At 59.0% G+C, this 14,707-nt stretch carries 16 protein-coding genes; 15 read left to right on the top strand and 1 reads right to left on the bottom strand.

Annotated elements, in window-relative coordinates; all coding sequences use genetic code 11:
- Window positions 1-10: 10 nt before the first annotated feature.
- The 11 genes from cbiK to cobT are packed head-to-tail and all read left to right on the top strand — an operon-like array spanning window position 11 to window position 8,522.
- A complete protein-coding gene (cbiK, locus tag PYW49_RS05465) occupies window positions 11-805 on the top strand; it encodes a sirohydrochlorin cobaltochelatase (protein WP_320385911.1) in 795 nt (264 codons plus the stop codon).
- Entirely contained in the window at window positions 802-1,512 is a 711-nt protein-coding gene (locus tag PYW49_RS05460) for a cobalt-factor II C(20)-methyltransferase (RefSeq protein WP_320385910.1), read from the top strand. Before cbiK ends, PYW49_RS05460 begins: the two co-directional genes overlap by 4 nt.
- Window positions 1,512-2,249: a cobalt ECF transporter S component CbiM gene (gene cbiM, locus PYW49_RS05455; protein WP_320385909.1), complete on the top strand. Its 738-nt coding sequence runs from the start codon at window positions 1,512-1,514 to the stop codon at window positions 2,247-2,249. Before PYW49_RS05460 ends, cbiM begins: the two co-directional genes overlap by 1 nt.
- A 1-nt stretch (window position 2,250) precedes the next feature.
- Window positions 2,251-2,532 (top strand): energy-coupling factor ABC transporter substrate-binding protein, encoded by a 282-nt coding sequence (locus PYW49_RS05450; RefSeq protein ID WP_024908226.1) that lies wholly within the window; start codon window positions 2,251-2,253, stop codon window positions 2,530-2,532.
- Window positions 2,519-3,196, top strand: coding sequence for an energy-coupling factor ABC transporter transmembrane protein (locus PYW49_RS05445; RefSeq protein WP_320386304.1), 678 nt, complete (start codon window positions 2,519-2,521; stop codon window positions 3,194-3,196). The genes PYW49_RS05450 and PYW49_RS05445 overlap by 14 nt, the downstream gene beginning before the upstream one ends.
- 11 nt (window positions 3,197-3,207) lie before the next feature.
- On the top strand, window positions 3,208-4,026 hold the full coding sequence (locus PYW49_RS05440) for an energy-coupling factor ABC transporter ATP-binding protein (protein WP_134349159.1): 819 nt from the start codon (window positions 3,208-3,210) through the stop codon (window positions 4,024-4,026).
- Complete coding sequence (locus PYW49_RS05435) at window positions 4,023-5,546, top strand: cobyric acid synthase (protein ID WP_320385908.1); 1,524 nt, start codon at window positions 4,023-4,025, stop codon at window positions 5,544-5,546. Before PYW49_RS05440 ends, PYW49_RS05435 begins: the two co-directional genes overlap by 4 nt.
- Complete coding sequence (gene cobU / locus PYW49_RS05430; protein ID WP_134349157.1) at window positions 5,543-6,094, top strand: bifunctional adenosylcobinamide kinase/adenosylcobinamide-phosphate guanylyltransferase; 552 nt, start codon at window positions 5,543-5,545, stop codon at window positions 6,092-6,094. The genes PYW49_RS05435 and cobU overlap by 4 nt, the downstream gene beginning before the upstream one ends.
- The gene (gene cobS, locus PYW49_RS05425; protein WP_320385907.1) at window positions 6,085-6,843 is read left to right on the top strand and encodes an adenosylcobinamide-GDP ribazoletransferase; all 759 of its coding nucleotides are present in this window, start codon (window positions 6,085-6,087) and stop codon (window positions 6,841-6,843) included. Before cobU ends, cobS begins: the two co-directional genes overlap by 10 nt.
- 3 nt (window positions 6,844-6,846) lie before the next feature.
- Window positions 6,847-7,455 (top strand): adenosylcobalamin/alpha-ribazole phosphatase, encoded by a 609-nt coding sequence (locus PYW49_RS05420; protein WP_320385906.1) that lies wholly within the window; start codon window positions 6,847-6,849, stop codon window positions 7,453-7,455.
- Window positions 7,456-7,466: 11 nt separating this feature from the next.
- Complete coding sequence (gene cobT / locus PYW49_RS05415; protein WP_320385905.1) at window positions 7,467-8,522, top strand: nicotinate-nucleotide--dimethylbenzimidazole phosphoribosyltransferase; 1,056 nt, start codon at window positions 7,467-7,469, stop codon at window positions 8,520-8,522.
- Window positions 8,523-8,633: 111 nt separating this feature from the next.
- Here the strand turns inward: cobT and PYW49_RS05410 are convergent, their stop codons facing one another.
- Window positions 8,634-9,491 carry an AraC family transcriptional regulator gene (locus PYW49_RS05410; protein ID WP_320385904.1) on the bottom strand — a complete coding sequence of 286 codons (858 nt, stop codon included), beginning with the start codon at window positions 9,489-9,491 and terminating at the stop codon, window positions 8,634-8,636.
- Window positions 9,492-9,719: 228 nt separating this feature from the next.
- Between PYW49_RS05410 and PYW49_RS05405 the strand changes: the two genes are divergently transcribed.
- Genes PYW49_RS05405 through PYW49_RS05390 form a run of 4 tightly spaced genes read left to right on the top strand, consistent with a single transcriptional unit; the run spans window position 9,720 to window position 14,643 of the window.
- Window positions 9,720-11,558, top strand: a complete 1,839-nt coding sequence (locus PYW49_RS05405) for a DUF2264 domain-containing protein (RefSeq protein WP_320385903.1) — start codon at window positions 9,720-9,722, stop codon at window positions 11,556-11,558.
- Window positions 11,555-12,835 carry an oligosaccharide MFS transporter gene (locus PYW49_RS05400; RefSeq protein ID WP_320385902.1) on the top strand — a complete coding sequence of 427 codons (1,281 nt, stop codon included), beginning with the start codon at window positions 11,555-11,557 and terminating at the stop codon, window positions 12,833-12,835. Before PYW49_RS05405 ends, PYW49_RS05400 begins: the two co-directional genes overlap by 4 nt.
- 13 nt (window positions 12,836-12,848) lie before the next feature.
- The gene (locus PYW49_RS05395) at window positions 12,849-14,039 is read left to right on the top strand and encodes a glycoside hydrolase family 88 protein (protein WP_320385901.1); all 1,191 of its coding nucleotides are present in this window, start codon (window positions 12,849-12,851) and stop codon (window positions 14,037-14,039) included.
- A gap of 22 nt (window positions 14,040-14,061) precedes the next feature.
- Window positions 14,062-14,643, top strand: a complete 582-nt coding sequence (locus tag PYW49_RS05390; protein WP_320385900.1) for a DJ-1/PfpI family protein — start codon at window positions 14,062-14,064, stop codon at window positions 14,641-14,643.
- Window positions 14,644-14,707 lie beyond the last annotated feature (64 nt).

Here is a 14,707-nt window from a genome sequence, read left to right as displayed (position 1 = left end):
GGAGTTAGAGATGAAAAAGGCACTTCTGGTGGTCAGCTTTGGTACCAGCTACCACGATACCTGCGAGAAGAACATTGTGGCCTGCGAGCGTGCGCTGTCGGAAAGCTGCCCTGACCGCGAGCTGTTTCGGGCATTCACTTCCGGGATGATTATTCGCAAGCTCAAACAGCGTGACGGCATTGAGATCGATACGCCGCTGCAGGCGCTGAAAAAGCTTGCGGCTCAGGGATATCAGGACGTGGCGATTCAGTCTCTGCACATCATCAACGGCGATGAGTACGAGAAAATCGTCCGTGAAGTGCAGAGCCTGCGCCCGCTGTTTACCCGCCTGACGCTGGGGGTACCGCTGCTGAGCAGCCACGACGATTACGCGCAGCTGATGCGTGCGTTGCAACAGCAGATGCCGACGCTTGGGGCAACGGAAAAAGTGGTGTTTATGGGCCACGGCGCCAGCCATCACGCCTTTGCGGCCTATGCCTGCCTCGACCACATGATGATGGCGCAGGGCTTCCCGGCCCGCGTCGGCGCGGTGGAGAGCTATCCGGAAGTCGACATCCTGATTGAGAGCCTCGGTAAAGAAGGCGTCACCGCCGTGCATCTGATGCCGCTGATGCTGGTGGCCGGCGATCACGCCATCAATGATATGGCCTCTGACGACGAGGACTCCTGGAAAACATTGTTTAACGCAGCCGGGATCCCGGCAACGCCGTGGCTGAGCGGGCTGGGAGAAAATCCGGCGGTGCGCGCGATGTTCGTCGCCCATTTACAGCAGGCGTTGGACATGGCGATGGAGGAGGCAGCATGAGCGGCAAACTGTACGCCCTGAGCACCGGGCCGGGCGCGCCGGACCTTATCACCGTGCGCGCCTCACGGATCCTCGGTTCGCTGGATATTCTCTACGCCCCGGCGGGCCGCAAAGGCGGTGATAGCCTGGCGCTTTCTATCGTCCGGGCGTTTATCGGCGAACAGACTGAAATCCGCTGCTGCCACTTTCCCATGAGCGCCGATAGCGCTGAAAAGGAGGCGGTATGGGATGCGGTGGCCGACGCGTTAGTAAGGGAGGTGAACGACGGAAAACAGGTTGGTTTTATCACCCTGGGCGACGCCATGCTGTTCAGCACCTGGGTGTTCTTACTTCAGCGCATCGGCAGCCCGGACTGGCTGGAAATTGTGCCCGGCGTGACGTCGTTTGCCGCGATTGCCGCGCGGTCAAAAACGCCGCTGGCGATGGAACAGCAGTCGCTGGCGGTGATCGCCTGTACCGCGCCGGAAGCGGAGATTGCGCAGGCGCTGCAGCAACACGACAGCCTGGTGCTGATGAAGGTCTATGGCCGGTTTGCGCGCATCAAAGCGCTGCTGACGCAGGCCGGGCTGCTGAACTGCGCGCTGATGATGTCAGAGGCCACGCTCCCCGGTGAGCAGTGCTGGCGGCATCTGGACGAGGTTGCTGATGACCAGCCGTTACCCTATTTCTCGACCATTCTGGTCAACAGACAGTGGGAGTATGCGTAATGAAACTCGAACAACAGCTTAAACAGCTGTCATTAAGTGGCCTGGCTGCGGCGCTATTGCTGATGGTGGTGCCGGAGCAGGCGTTCGCGATGCACATCATGGAAGGGTTTTTACCGCCGATGTGGGCGCTGGCGTGGTGGCTGATCTTCTTACCGTGTCTGTGGTATGGACTGGTGCGCCTGCGTCGTATCGTGCAGGAGGATAGCCACCAGAAAGTCCTGCTGGCGCTGTGCGGGGCGTTTATTTTCGTGTTGTCGGCGCTGAAGATCCCCTCGGTGACCGGCAGTTGCTCGCATCCGACCGGCGTGGGGCTTGCCGTTATTCTGTTCGGGCCGGGGGTCGTCGCCATTCTCGGCGCCATCGTGCTGCTGTTTCAGGCGCTGCTGCTGGCACACGGCGGGTTAACCACGCTTGGCGCGAACGGCATGTCGATGGCGGTGATTGGGCCGGTTGTCGGGTACATGGTGTGGAAAATGGCCTGCCGTGCCGGGATCCGTCGTGACGTCGGGGTATTTTTGTGCGCGATGCTGGCAGATCTGGTGACCTATTTTGTCACCTCGGTCCAGCTTGGCGCGGCGTTCCCGGACCCGGCGACGGGTGCCGCGGGCTCGATTGTGAAATTCATGGGCATTTTCTGCCTGACGCAGATCCCCATCGCCATCGCGGAGGGGCTGTTAACCGTCATGATTTATGACCAGTTGACCAAACGTCAGCTGATTACCGCACAAGGACACTGAGATGAAAAAGACGCTGATGCTGTTGGCGATGGTGCTCGCCCTGATCGTACTGCCATTTTTTATCGATCACGGTGGGGAATTTGGCGGCTCGGATGGTGAAGCCGAAAATCAAATTCAGGTTGTGGCGCCTCATTACACGCCGTGGTTCACGCCGCTCTATGAGCCCGCCAGCGGCGAAATTGAAAGCCTGCTGTTTACGTTACAGGGGTCGATTGGTGCAGCGGTGATTTTCTATATTTTGGGCTACACCAAAGGCAGACAGCGCCGTGATGACCGGGCTTGACAGGCTTAGCTACCAGAGCCGCTGGGCTCACGTTGCGCCGGAGCGCAAGTTTCTGCTCTGGCTGGCGCTGATGATGCTGGCGTTTGCGCTGCCGCCGCTGGGGCAGGGGATCGTCCTGGCGTTGACGGCGGGACTGACCTGCTGGCTGCTGCGGATGACCTTCTGGCGCTGGTGCCGCTGGATGGCGCTGCCGTTTGGCTTTCTGCTGGTCGGCGTGCTGACGATCCTCTTTAGCGTCACCCGTGACCCGCACACGCTGGCGGCAGGCGTCCCGGTGGGACACTACTGGCTGGGGATAACCGCTTCCGGGCTGACCGTCGCCAATGAAACCTTCTGGCGCAGCCTTGCCGCGCTGGCGGCGACCTTCTGGCTGGTGCTGAACCTGCCGTTTCCGCAGCTGATTGTGCTGCTTAAGCGGGCGCGCGTGCCGCGCCTGCTTACCGAGCAGATCCTGCTGACCTGGCGCTTTATTTTTATTCTGTTAGACGAAGCGCTGGCGATTCACCGCGCGCAGACGCTGCGTTTTGGCTATCGTAGCCTGCCAAAAAGTTATCGCTCGCTGGCGATGCTGGTCGGTTTGCTGTTTACCCGGGTGCTGATTCGCTATCAGCAGATGGCGACCACGCTGGATATTAAACTCTACCAGGGTGATTTTCCCCTGTAAGGAATCGCACCATGCTGACCACCGCCGATCTCTGGTTTCGCTATCAGGAGGCGCAGGTACTGAAAGGGCTGACGCTGGATTTTTCGACCCATCCGGTCACCGGGCTGGTCGGGGCTAATGGCTGCGGAAAGTCGACGTTATTTATGAATCTGAGCGGCCTGCTGAAGCCGCAGCAGGGTGCGGTGCTGTGGCAGGGGAAGCCGCTGGACTACAGCAAGCGTGGACTGCTGGCGCTCCGTCAACAGGTCGCAACGGTGTTTCAGGATCCCGATCAGCAGATCTTTTATACCGATATTGATAGCGACATCGCCTTCAGCCTGCGCAACCTGGGCGTGGCGGAAGCGGAGATTGCGCGGCGCGTCGACGATGCGCTGACGCTGGTCGACGCGCAGCATTTTCGCCAGCAGCCGATCCAGTGTCTGAGCCACGGGCAAAAGAAGCGGGTTGCCATTGCCGGGGCGCTGGTGCTGGGGGCCCGTTATCTTCTGCTGGACGAGCCCACGGCCGGGCTTGATCCTTCAGGACGCACGCAGATGATCGAGATTATCAGGCGTATTGTGGCGCAGGGGAACCATGTGGTGATCTCCAGTCATGATATTGACCTGATTTACGAAGTCAGCGATGCCGTCTACGTGCTGCGCCGAGGAGAAGTGCTGGCGCACGGCGCGCCGGGTGAGGTCTTTGCCCGCGGCGAACTGATTGAACGGGCCGGATTAACGCAGCCCTGGCTCGTCAAACTGCACGCGCAGCTTGGCCTGCCGTTATGTAAAACCGAAGATGAATTTTTCAGCCGTATGCGACAAAAAAACGTAATGAAGGAGGCCTCATGACGCAGGCAATTATGTTGCAGGGAACTGCTTCCGACGTCGGTAAAAGCGTCCTGGTGGCAGGGCTGTGCCGGATTTTTTATCAGGATGGCCTGCGTACCGCGCCGTTTAAGTCGCAGAATATGGCGCTCAATTCCGGTATCACCCCGGAGGGAAAAGAGATGGGCCGCGCGCAGATTTTTCAGGCCCAGGCGGCGGGGATAACGCCGGACGTACGGATGAATCCGGTGCTGTTAAAACCGACCAGCGACCGTAAAGCGCAGGTGGTGCTGATGGGGCAGGTGGCGACCGATATGGACGCGGTCAGCTACCACGAGTACAAACCGCGTCTGCGGGAGCAGATCCGCGAAGTCTATAACAGCCTGGCCGGGGAGTTTGACGTGCTGGTGCTGGAAGGCGCGGGCAGCCCGGCGGAGATTAACCTGCGCGATCGCGATATCGTCAACATGGGGATGGCCGAAATGGCGAAGTGCCCGGTGCTCCTCGTGGCGGACATTGACAGAGGCGGCGTATTTGCCGCCATCTACGGCACGCTGGCGCTGCTGCATGACCACGAGCGGGCGCGCGTGAAAGGGGTCATCATCAACAAATTTCGTGGCGATGTTGCGCTGCTTTACTCGGGCATTGAGCAGATAGAAAACCTGACCGGCGTGCCGGTGCTGGGCGTTATGCCGTGGCTGGATGTGGATCTGGAAGATGAAGACGGCGTGGCGCTGCAAAAGGGAAAATACCTGCGAACCGCAGAGCGCGATATCGACATCGCCGTGGTGCAGGTGCCGCATATCTCCAACTTCACCGATTTTAACGCGCTGGCGGCGCAGCCGGACGTTCGCGTGCGCTATGTCCGTTATCCCCAGGAGCTGGCGGGGGCTGACCTCGTGATTCTACCCGGCAGTAAAAATACGCTGGGCGATCTGGCCTGGCTGCGGGAAAGCGGCATGGCGCACGCGGTGCTGCGGTCCCACCAGCAGAACGTGCCCGTCATGGGCATTTGCGGCGGCTACCAGATGCTTGGCGACACCATCATTGATGAGGTGGAGTCGGGTATGGGAACCCAGCCAGGGTTGGGTCTGCTCCATACCGTGACCCGCTTCGCGCAGCGAAAAACCACGACGCAGGTTTCCGCGCAGATGGCGTCGCCGCTGCCGGCGTGGATGACGTCGGCATCTGGCATTAAGGTGCAGGGCTATGAGATTCATATGGGAGAGACCCGGCTGACATCCGACGATGCCCCGGCGCTGTTTCTGGAAAAAGAGGGCGAGCGCATAGCGGACGGTGCCATCAGCGCTGACGGCCAGGTGATAGGGACGTATCTCCACGGGCTATTCGATAACGATGCCTTCACGCGCGCGATGGTGGATGGCTTACGCCAGCGCAAAGGACTGGCGCCCTTAGACGTTGTGGTGGATTACGCCGCCTGGAAAGCGCAACAGTTTGATATCCTGGCGAGCGCGATGAGAAAGCATATTGATATTAAAAAGATCTATCAAATAATGCGGGAGCATCAGGAGGAGGGCGCATGATTTTGGTCACCGGAGGCGCGCGCAGCGGGAAAAGCGCGCACGTCGAGAAACTGGCGGCGCAGCAATGCGAGCGCGTGCTGTATATCGCGACGTCAGTGATTACCGATGAAGAGATGGCGCTGCGCGTTGACAAGCACCGCGCCCAGCGTCCTGCGCACTGGCGAACCTGGGAAGGGTATCGCGATTTGGGCGACGTGATTCGCCACCAGGTGCAGCCGGGCGAAGGCGTGGTTCTGGAATGCGTCACCACCCTGCTGTCGAACCTGCTCTATGACGCCAGCGGCGGCGCTTCGCCGGAGACCCTCGATTTTTCCGCGCTTGAGGCGGTGCTGCAACAGCAGGTAGACGACCTGATTGCAGCCTGTCAGCAGTCGGCGGCGCCGGTTTATATTGTGACCAATGAGCTGGGCATGAGCATCACGCCAGAGAATCGGCTGGCGCGTCATTTTGTTGATATTGCCGGGCGCGCGAACCAAAGGCTGGCGCAGGCGGCGCAGGAAGTGTGGCTGGTTGTCTCGGGAATTGGAGTAAAGATTAAATGCCGTTAAAAATGTTGTGGGCGACGCTGGGATTTATTACCCGCATCCCGGTGCCGCAAAAATGGAGCGACGGCGTTGAATTTTCGCAGTATGGCCGTGGCGTCCCCTGGTTCCCCGTGGTGGGCCTGATCGTTGGCGTCCTCGCCGCCTTAGGCTATCTGGCGGTGAGCCAGACCGGCGGGGGGATCTATATCGGCGCGGTCGCCTGGGTACTGGCGCTGGTGCTGCTGACCGGCGGGTTTCATCTGGACGGTCTGGCGGACACCTGCGATGGCGTGTTTTCTGCCCGCACCCGCGAACGAATGCTGGAGATTATGCGCGATAGCCGGTTGGGGACCTACGGCGGTCTGGCTATCGTATTCTGCATCCTTATCAAAGTCGCTACGGCGATCTCCCTGGCTCACCTTCCGGTTAATACCCTGGTTGCGCTGCTGGTGTGTGCGCCGATCGTCGGGCGAACGGGAATGGTGTTGGCCATGTACCGGCAGCACTATGCGCGCGAAGGTGCAGGAATGGCAAACGCGTATCTCGGCCATATCAGCGGCAAAGAGACGGTCATCACCCTCTGCATCGGCGTGGCGCTCGTGGGGCTGCTGGCGGGGATGCATGGGCTTGTCGCCAGCGTCATCACCTGGATTGTCGTCAATGCGGTAAAAACCTTTTTAAGCCGCCGACTGAACGGGCTGACGGGGGATACTCTGGGCGCGATGGAGGAGATCGGCGAAATGGTCTTCCTGCTGGCGCTACTGTGGGTCTGATGTATGCGTATTTTTCTGGTCCGACACGGTCAAACAACCGCTAACATCAGCGGCGTATTTTACGGGCGCACCGATTTGTCACTCTCGCCGCAGGGCATTGCGCAAAGCCAGCGTGTTGCCGGTTACCTGTCCGGGGTCGCGTTCGGGCAAACGCGCGTCAGCGCGCTGCAGCGTTCGCAGCAAACGGCGCGGCTTATCGTGCCGACAGCCCATGATGCCCATGTTGATGCGCGACTTAACGAGCTGGATTTTGGCGAATGGGAAATGCGGCACTTCAGCGACATCGAAAAAGAGAGTCCCACGTCGTGGCAGCGCTGGATGGATGACTGGCAAAACGCAACGCCCGACGGCGGCGAGGCGTTTCCGCATTTCGCCGCGCGCGTCAGGGCGGCGGCGGATGAGCTGAGTCAGCTACAGCAGCGTGAAGACACGCTCATTGTGGCGCATCAGGGCGTGCTGAGCCTGCTGCTGGCAACCTGGTTAGGGATGCCCGTGGCGGCGATGTGGCATTTCCCGTTCAGTCACGATGCTTACACGGTCGTTGAAAATCGGTCCGGGTATTGGGTATTACGCGTATTTAATGGCAGAAGCGTTTGGCAAACTGAAGAGTGAGGGTGATGAGGATGGGGACAGTGAAGGCGCTGGCGGCGGCTATCAGACCGCTTGATAAACAGAAGATTCAGGCGGCCTCGCGGCATGTTGATGGCTTAATAAAGCCGACAAACAGCCTCGGTCGGCTGGAGAGTCTGGCAATACAGCTTTCGGGAATGTGGGGAATCGACAGGCTCGATAATCTGCAAAAAGAGATTATCGTCATGTGCGCCGACCATGGCGTGTTTGATGAAGGTGTGGCCGTGACGCCGAAAGTGGTGACCTGGCTTCAGGCCGTCAATATGCAAAAGGGGTTGACCGGTGTGTGCGTGCTGGCCCGCAATAGCCAGACGTCGGTACTGCCCGTTGACATCGGTATTGACGGTGAGCCTATCGACAATATGCTCAGCCTTAAACTCTCTCGTGGCTGCGGTAATATCGCTCAGGGACCGGCGATGAGCCGTCAGGATGCCGAGCACCTGCTGCTGGCGAGCGCCAGCCTCGTTAAAAAACGCGCTCAGGAGGGGATCTCCGTCTTTGGCGTTGACGAGCTGGGTATTGCCAATACGACACCGGCCTCGGCAATCATCAGCGTGCTGACCGACAGCGATCCGCATGATGTGGTGGGGATTGGGGCCAATTTGCCGCAGGACCGGGTGCAACATAAGGAAACCATTGTCCGGCAGGCGATACGCATTAACCAGCCGGATGCGCACGATGCGGTTGATGTTCTGGCCAAAGTCGGCGGCTACGACCTGGTGGGCATGACCGGGGTGATTTTAGGCGCTGGCGCATGCGGGCTGCCCGTTGTGTTAGACGGTTTTCTCTCGTATGCCGCGGCCATCGCCGCCTGCCAGATTGCGCCAGACGTTAAGAACTACTGTATTCCCTCTCATTTTTCCGCCGAAAAGGGGGCCAGGCGTGCGCTGGAATACCTTGGACTGGCGCCGTTTATCCATCTTGACATGCGTCTTGGCGAAGGGAGCGGTGCCGCGCTGGCAATGTCTATCGTCAGTGCGGCATGCGCGATGTATTGTGAGATGGGGCAACTGGCGCAAAGCGGCATTGAGTTGCCCGTTCCTGCGTGACGGAAAGGCAAAAACCTGCGATAGCAATACCGCAGGTTTTTTTATGTACAGGAACCCCAGCCAGGCTGGTAGCCGGAAAGCGTTCAGCGTTGGGCCAGTAATCAAAACCCGTTAACAGGGCATTCTGGTGCAGAGGAGACTACGTCGATACTGCAGTGGCGTCTGGCGCATCATCTTTTTAAAGCAGGTAATGAAATAGGTCACCTCGCTAAACCCGACCGACAGCGCAATGGCGTCAATACTCTCATCGCTGTACCGTAACAGATCGCAGCTGCTCTTTATCCGCCGGGTCAGTAAATATTCGTGGATGCTACCGCCGGTCTGCTGGCGGAAAATTCGTGAGGTATAGCTGCGCGAAAGCCCCAGGTCGTGGGCTAACTGGTCGAGCGAAAACTTGCTGGCATAGTGGGCTTCTACCCAGCTCATAATCCGCGAGGCGACGGTCTGCTGGCGCGGCGGGTAGGGCTGCGGCTGCTCGGGCAGAAACGTCATGAGCTGCATTACCAGAAATGCCACCTCGCAGGCCTCGGTCTGCTCGTTGCCCTCCAGGCGCTGAAACTGTTCAAGGATCCTTTCGATAAACGCCGCGTGCTCGCTGAGATCGTAGATTTGCGCCGGCAGATTGCTGGCGGCCAGCGCGGCGAACCGGGCCTGATGGCGCGGGAAAGTGCTGAGTGCACTCTCGATGACCGATTGCTCAATGTGCATGGTGGTGCGGTGATAGGGATTGTTATCGCTATGATCGACCTGCACTTTGTGCAAACGGAAGGGCGGGAAGATAAATAATCGCCCCGGACGGGCGGTGTAGTGCTGATTATCCACCACCACGATGCCGTAGCCGCTGGAAATATAGAGCAATTCAACGCATTGATGCCAGTGGTAGTAAATCGCGCTGGTGGTATACATCCGGTTAAATGAAATGGCCTGCCGATCGAGCGTAATGCGTTCCAGCAGCTGCGTTTCACCCATTTTACCTCCAGGACAACAGATTTAAATTTTTAGGCCATCATTTGTAATTTATCCCCCTCGCGACCGACAAAATCCAGATAAAATGAAATGGCGGTTCAATTTTGTGAGTCTGCTCACTCAGCACCGGGAATAAAAGCAGTTACCCTTCATCCAGACGTCGCACACGTGGCTTGAAAAAGCCTAATAATAATAACTTATCTCTACCCTCGTGTAATGCGGGAGGACCCTGTGCAACCTGAAAACATTAATCTGGATAATCCACTGATAAGCCGGGAAGAGGTGCTACGGCTGGTCAACGACATGCTGAACGCGGTGGCGCCCTGGTTTAAAAACGACGCCAGCCGTATTGATTTAGCGAACTTTACCGCTCACTACGGCCAGCAGGTCGCGAGCATGGAAACGTTTTCCCGCCTGCTGTGGGGCGTGACGCCGTTGCTGGCAGGCGGCAGTGAGCCGCAACGCTTCTCTTTCTATTTACAGGCAATAAAAAACGGCACCAATCCGCAGCACGCCGATTACTGGGGCGACGTCGGGCCTTACGATCAGCGAATCGTCGAGATGGCGGCCTACGGAGTGCTGCTGGCGCTGGCGGGCGAAACCGTACTGGCACACTTCACTGAGACGGAGAAAGCGAATTTATGGCGCTGGTTAAAGCAGTGCGAGACCCTGGAGATCCCCGATAACAACTGGCACTTCTTTCCGATTCTGGTTCAGGTCGGCTTCCATTATTGCGGCATGCCCACCAACCCACAGGCGCTGGAAGACCATTTTGCTGCCATGGAGCACTACTATCTCGGCGATGGCTGGTACTCCGATGGTCCGGGCCGGCCGCGCGACTATTACATCTCGATGGGCTTCCATTTCTATGGCCTGATTTACGCGAAGCTCATGGTCGAGGTCGATCCAAAGCGTTGTGCAACGCTGCGTCAACGGGCCGCGCGTTTCTCCTCTGACTTCATTCACTTCTTTGCCGAAGACGGCGCGGCGATCCCGTTTGGCCGTAGCCTGACCTACCGCTTTGCCGAGGCGGCGTTCTGGAGTGCGGCGGCCTTCGCCGGGCTGGAGGTCTTTTCGCCTGGCGTGATTAAGGGCATCGTTCTGCGCCATCTGCGCTGGTGGCTGAAACAGCCGATGTTCGACCGCGACGGCGTACTGAGCGTCGGTTACAGCTACCCGAATCTGGTGATGGCGGAAGACTACAATGCGCCGGGTTCGCCGTACTGGGGCCTGAAGACCCTGTTAGTGCTGGCATTAGATGAGGGCGATGCCTTCTGGCAGGCGGCTGAGCTGCCGCTGCCGCCGTTGCCCGCACAGCACACGATAGCCCACGCGGATCAGGTGGTGGTGCATCAGGCCGATCACCTGTGGATGCTGACTTCCGGCCAGCTGGAGCTGAACAACTTCGTGAATACCGAAGCGAAATACTGCAAGTTTGCCTATTCCACCCGCTTTGGCTTCACCCTCGAACGCGGGCGCTACGGCCTGAACCATGCCGCGCCCGATTCGATGCTGCTGCTGGCCGAAAAGGATAACTACTGGCGTGGCCGCCCCGAATGCCAGCACGTGGTCACCGCTGACGGCACTATTTACAGCCGCTGGCTGCCGTGGCACGACGTGGTGATTGATAGCTGGCTGCTGGCGCTGGGCGACTGGCAACTGCGCGTTCATCGTATCAATACCCGGCGCGCGCTGGATTGCGCGGAGGGAGGCTTTAGCCTGGCGAACCGCCCGCAGCCGCAGGTACACGAGAGTGACAGCGCCTGCTGGTTACGCAATGCCCGGGATGTATCAGCCATTTTCTGTTTATATCCGCACGCCCGCCGCGGCGAGACGGTGCTGACGCCGCCAAACAGTAATCTGCTGTTCGCCGAGCGCGCGGCGGTGCCGGTGCTGCGCGGCGAACTCGACCCCGGCACGCATGTGTTAATAAGCGCGGTGTGGGCGGGAAATGCCGCCGACTTCAATTCGCAGCACTGCCCGCAGGCCTTCATTCGCGATGACGCGGTTCGCTTCGTGACGGCACGACAAGAAACGACGCTCGTTCTGGCCCCGGAGGCATCGCTATGAGCACATCATCGTCCGTACGCGCCGCGCAGTACAAAATGAGTACCTTTATTTTTCTTTACTTCTTCACCTGGTCATCCAGCTTTGGCCTGTACGCCTTGTGGCTGAGCCAGAAAGTGGGCCTCGACAGCATCACCATCGGCAGCGTGTTCGCCATCAATGGCGTCTTCGCGGTGGTCCTGAAGCCGGTGTACGGCTACATCATGGACAAAATCGGCATGAGCAAGTGGCTGCTCTATTTTGTCTGCGCCATTTCTGCGCTGATGGCGCCGTTCTTCGCGCTGGTGTACCAGCCGCTGCTGCAAAGCCATGCGATGGCTGGGATTATCATCGGCGCGCTGTATCTGAGCCTGGGCTGGTACGCCGGCGTGGCGGCGTCTGAATCATACGCCGACCGTTTTAGCCGCCTGTACGGGCTGGAGTTTGGCCGTATCAGAATGTGGGGTTCGCTGGGCTGGGCGATGGCGGCTTCGGTCTCCGGGCTGTTGTTTAACTTCACGCCGCTGGCCAACTTTCTGCTCAGCAGCGGTACCTCGGTACTGATGCTGCTGGTGCTGATTAGCCTCAAAATCGGCGATGAGCAGCTGCGCAATAACAGCGTCATTTCCGCGAATAAGATCGTCTTTGCCGATGTGCTGATGCTGCTGAAAAACCGCAAATTCTGGATGTTCAGCCTCTACGTCGCCGGGGTAGCGTGGATGATGTTTATCGCCGAGCAGCAGTTTCCGCGCTACTTCGTGTCGTTCTTCGCCACCAAAGAGCAGGGAAATGCCTGGTACGGCTACCTGAGCACCGTCCAGTCGGGGATGGAGTTCGTTATGATGATGTTCATCCCGTGGCTGGTGAACCACTACGGCGCGAAGCGCGGCCTGCTGTTCTGCGGCTGTGTGGTAGGGGCACGGCTGATCGCCTCCGGACTGACCAGCGACCCGATTGTTATCTCCATCATCAAACCGTTTTACGGCGTTGAGATCGCGCTGCTGCTGATTTCGGTCTTCAAATACATCGCCGAACATTTCCATCGTCGGGTTAACGCCACGATGTACCTGCTGGGCTACCAGGCGATGATTTACGTTGGCTCGATTGTGGTCGCGCCACCTGCCGGCTATCTGTACGACAGGATAGGCTTTGAGCATACCTATCTGCTAATGGGCTGCTGCGCCCTGATATTTACGCTGATTTCCGCCTTTACGCTGTCGCGCTGCCAGTCGACGCGCGATGTCTCACGACCCTTTGCTCCGGCTTTAGATACCGCCCCGGTTGAACCGGCCAAACATTAATTCAGGAGTTGTTATGACCAAATCTGTTATCACCGAAGCGCTGCGGCCGATCGAACTGCATCAGGTCGACCGCCTGGCACTGAGCCAGAAGCTGGAAGCGGCGTTAACCCGCGTAGCGCGCAAGCTCGACAACAATATTGTCGCCTTCGGCGATAAGTTCCCCGGCGAAGCCTGTGAGAAGGGTGTCTGGCCGCGCACCGAAAACGTGGAGTGGACCACTAGCTTTTGGCCGGGCCAGCTGTGGCTGGCGTGGGAGATGACCGGCAAAGCGCATTATCGCGAGGCCGCCGAGCGCTATTTACCGTCGTTCGCCCGGCGTATTGAGCAGCGTATCGACACCGCAACGCACGATCTCGGGTTCCTCTACTCGCTCTCCTGCATCAGCGCCTGGCGGCTCACCGGCAACGAAGCCGCTCGCCAGTCGGCGCTGCTGGCAGCCGGGCGCCTGATGGAGCGTTTTAACCCGACGGCCAACATTATTCAGGCATGGGGCGATTTAAACGACCCGGAGCAGCAGGGGCGAATGATCATCGACTGCAATATGAACCTGCCGCTGCTGTACTGGGCCAGCGAACAGACCGGCGACCCACGTTACGCGCAGGCGGCGACGGCTCACGCCGGGCAGGCTGCGAACTATATCGTGCGTGAAGATGCCTCGACTTATCACACCTGGTATATGGACGTGCAGACGGGCGAGCCGCGCTTTGGCAACACCCATCAGGGCTACAGCGATACCTCGTGCTGGTCGCGCGGCCAGGCGTGGGGCATCTACGGCTTCCTGCTCAGCTATCAGCACACCGGCGATAAGCAGATGGTTGAGCTGTCGCGCAGCCTGGCGCACTACTTCCTCAACCGTCTGCCGGAAGATGACGTTTGCCACTGGGATCTGGCGCTGCTCGGTACCGACGCCGTGCGCGACAGTTCAGCGGCGGCTATTGCTGCCTGTGGCCTGCTGGAGCTGGTCAAGGCGTTGCCGACGCTCGACGCAAACCGTGCGTATTATGAAGAGATGGCGCTGCGTATTGCGCTGTCGCTGACCGATAACTACCTTGCTCACGAAGACGATCCGACTGAAGGGCTGCTGCTGCACTCGGTTTACCATATGGGCAGCGGTAAGGGCGTCGATCAGTGCTGTAGCTGGGGGGACTATTTCTATCTTGAGCTGCTGGCGCGGCTGCGACAAATTTGGCACCCGTACTGGTAACCCTAAAGCAATGGAGAGCAAGATGAAAAGCGTAGCCGTGCTATTAGCCCCCGGTTTTGAAGAGGGGGAAGCGATCGTCACCATCGATATCCTGCGCCGCCTGAATATTACGGTGCAGACAATTGCCTGCGGCGAGCGTCGCGAAGTGGTGAGCTATCACGACATCCCAATGATGGCGGATAGCACCCTGAAGGCCAGCCTCGAGCAAACCTTTGACGCCGTAGTGTTACCGGGCGGTCCGGAAGGCGGCATCAACCTGAGGAAAAGCACGGAGGCGATCGCCTTCATTCGCCGACATGATGAAGCGGGCAAATATATCTGCCCGATTTGCTCCGCCGCCGCCCGCGTGCTGGGCGGCAACGGACTGCTCAAGGGGCGCCGCTATGTCTGTTCCGGCGATTTGTGGAAAACAGTCAGCGATGGCATTTACGTTGATGCCGACGTGGTGGAAGACGGCAATCTGCTAAGCGGCCGCGGGCTGGGCAACGTGTTTGATTTCGCCTTCACCCTGGCGGCGCGATTACAGGGCGATTCAGCACTGGCGCGCGAGCAGGCCAGCCATATTGATTACGCGTGGCAGGATAGCGAACCCTTATCCGGGTAACCCGTTTACGGGCGTATCTGAAAAACCTCCGGCGATGCCGGAGGATATTTATGGCGGGATGACG

This window comes from Enterobacter chinensis (assembly GCF_034008295.1).
GTDB lineage: Bacteria > Pseudomonadota > Gammaproteobacteria > Enterobacterales > Enterobacteriaceae > Enterobacter > Enterobacter chinensis.
Note: the sequence above shows the minus strand (reverse complement) of the source record. Positions and strands in the feature narration are given on the sequence as shown.

What these genes read in the sequence shown, in the direction of transcription:
- PYW49_RS05420 (WP_320385906.1), top strand. Translation starts at nt 6,847, where the DNA reads ATGCGTATTTTTCTGGTCCGACACGGTCAAACAACCGCTAACATCAGC.
- PYW49_RS05395 (WP_320385901.1), top strand. Translation starts at nt 12,849, where the DNA reads ATGACCAAATCTGTTATCACCGAAGCGCTGCGGCCGATCGAACTGCAT.
- PYW49_RS05435 (WP_320385908.1), top strand. Translation starts at nt 4,023, where the DNA reads ATGACGCAGGCAATTATGTTGCAGGGAACTGCTTCCGACGTCGGTAAA.
- cbiK (WP_320385911.1), top strand. Translation starts at nt 11, where the DNA reads ATGAAAAAGGCACTTCTGGTGGTCAGCTTTGGTACCAGCTACCACGAT.
- PYW49_RS05445 (WP_320386304.1), top strand. Translation starts at nt 2,519, where the DNA reads ATGACCGGGCTTGACAGGCTTAGCTACCAGAGCCGCTGGGCTCACGTT.
- cbiM (WP_320385909.1), top strand. Translation starts at nt 1,512, where the DNA reads ATGAAACTCGAACAACAGCTTAAACAGCTGTCATTAAGTGGCCTGGCT.
- cobS (WP_320385907.1), top strand. Translation starts at nt 6,085, where the DNA reads ATGCCGTTAAAAATGTTGTGGGCGACGCTGGGATTTATTACCCGCATC.
- PYW49_RS05440 (WP_134349159.1), top strand. Translation starts at nt 3,208, where the DNA reads ATGCTGACCACCGCCGATCTCTGGTTTCGCTATCAGGAGGCGCAGGTA.
- PYW49_RS05460 (WP_320385910.1), top strand. Translation starts at nt 802, where the DNA reads ATGAGCGGCAAACTGTACGCCCTGAGCACCGGGCCGGGCGCGCCGGAC.
- PYW49_RS05410 (WP_320385904.1), bottom strand. Translation starts at nt 9,491, where the DNA reads ATGGGTGAAACGCAGCTGCTGGAACGCATTACGCTCGATCGGCAGGCC.
- cobU (WP_134349157.1), top strand. Translation starts at nt 5,543, where the DNA reads ATGATTTTGGTCACCGGAGGCGCGCGCAGCGGGAAAAGCGCGCACGTC.
- cobT (WP_320385905.1), top strand. Translation starts at nt 7,467, where the DNA reads ATGGGGACAGTGAAGGCGCTGGCGGCGGCTATCAGACCGCTTGATAAA.
- PYW49_RS05450 (WP_024908226.1), top strand. Translation starts at nt 2,251, where the DNA reads ATGAAAAAGACGCTGATGCTGTTGGCGATGGTGCTCGCCCTGATCGTA.
- PYW49_RS05400 (WP_320385902.1), top strand. Translation starts at nt 11,555, where the DNA reads ATGAGCACATCATCGTCCGTACGCGCCGCGCAGTACAAAATGAGTACC.
- PYW49_RS05390 (WP_320385900.1), top strand. Translation starts at nt 14,062, where the DNA reads ATGAAAAGCGTAGCCGTGCTATTAGCCCCCGGTTTTGAAGAGGGGGAA.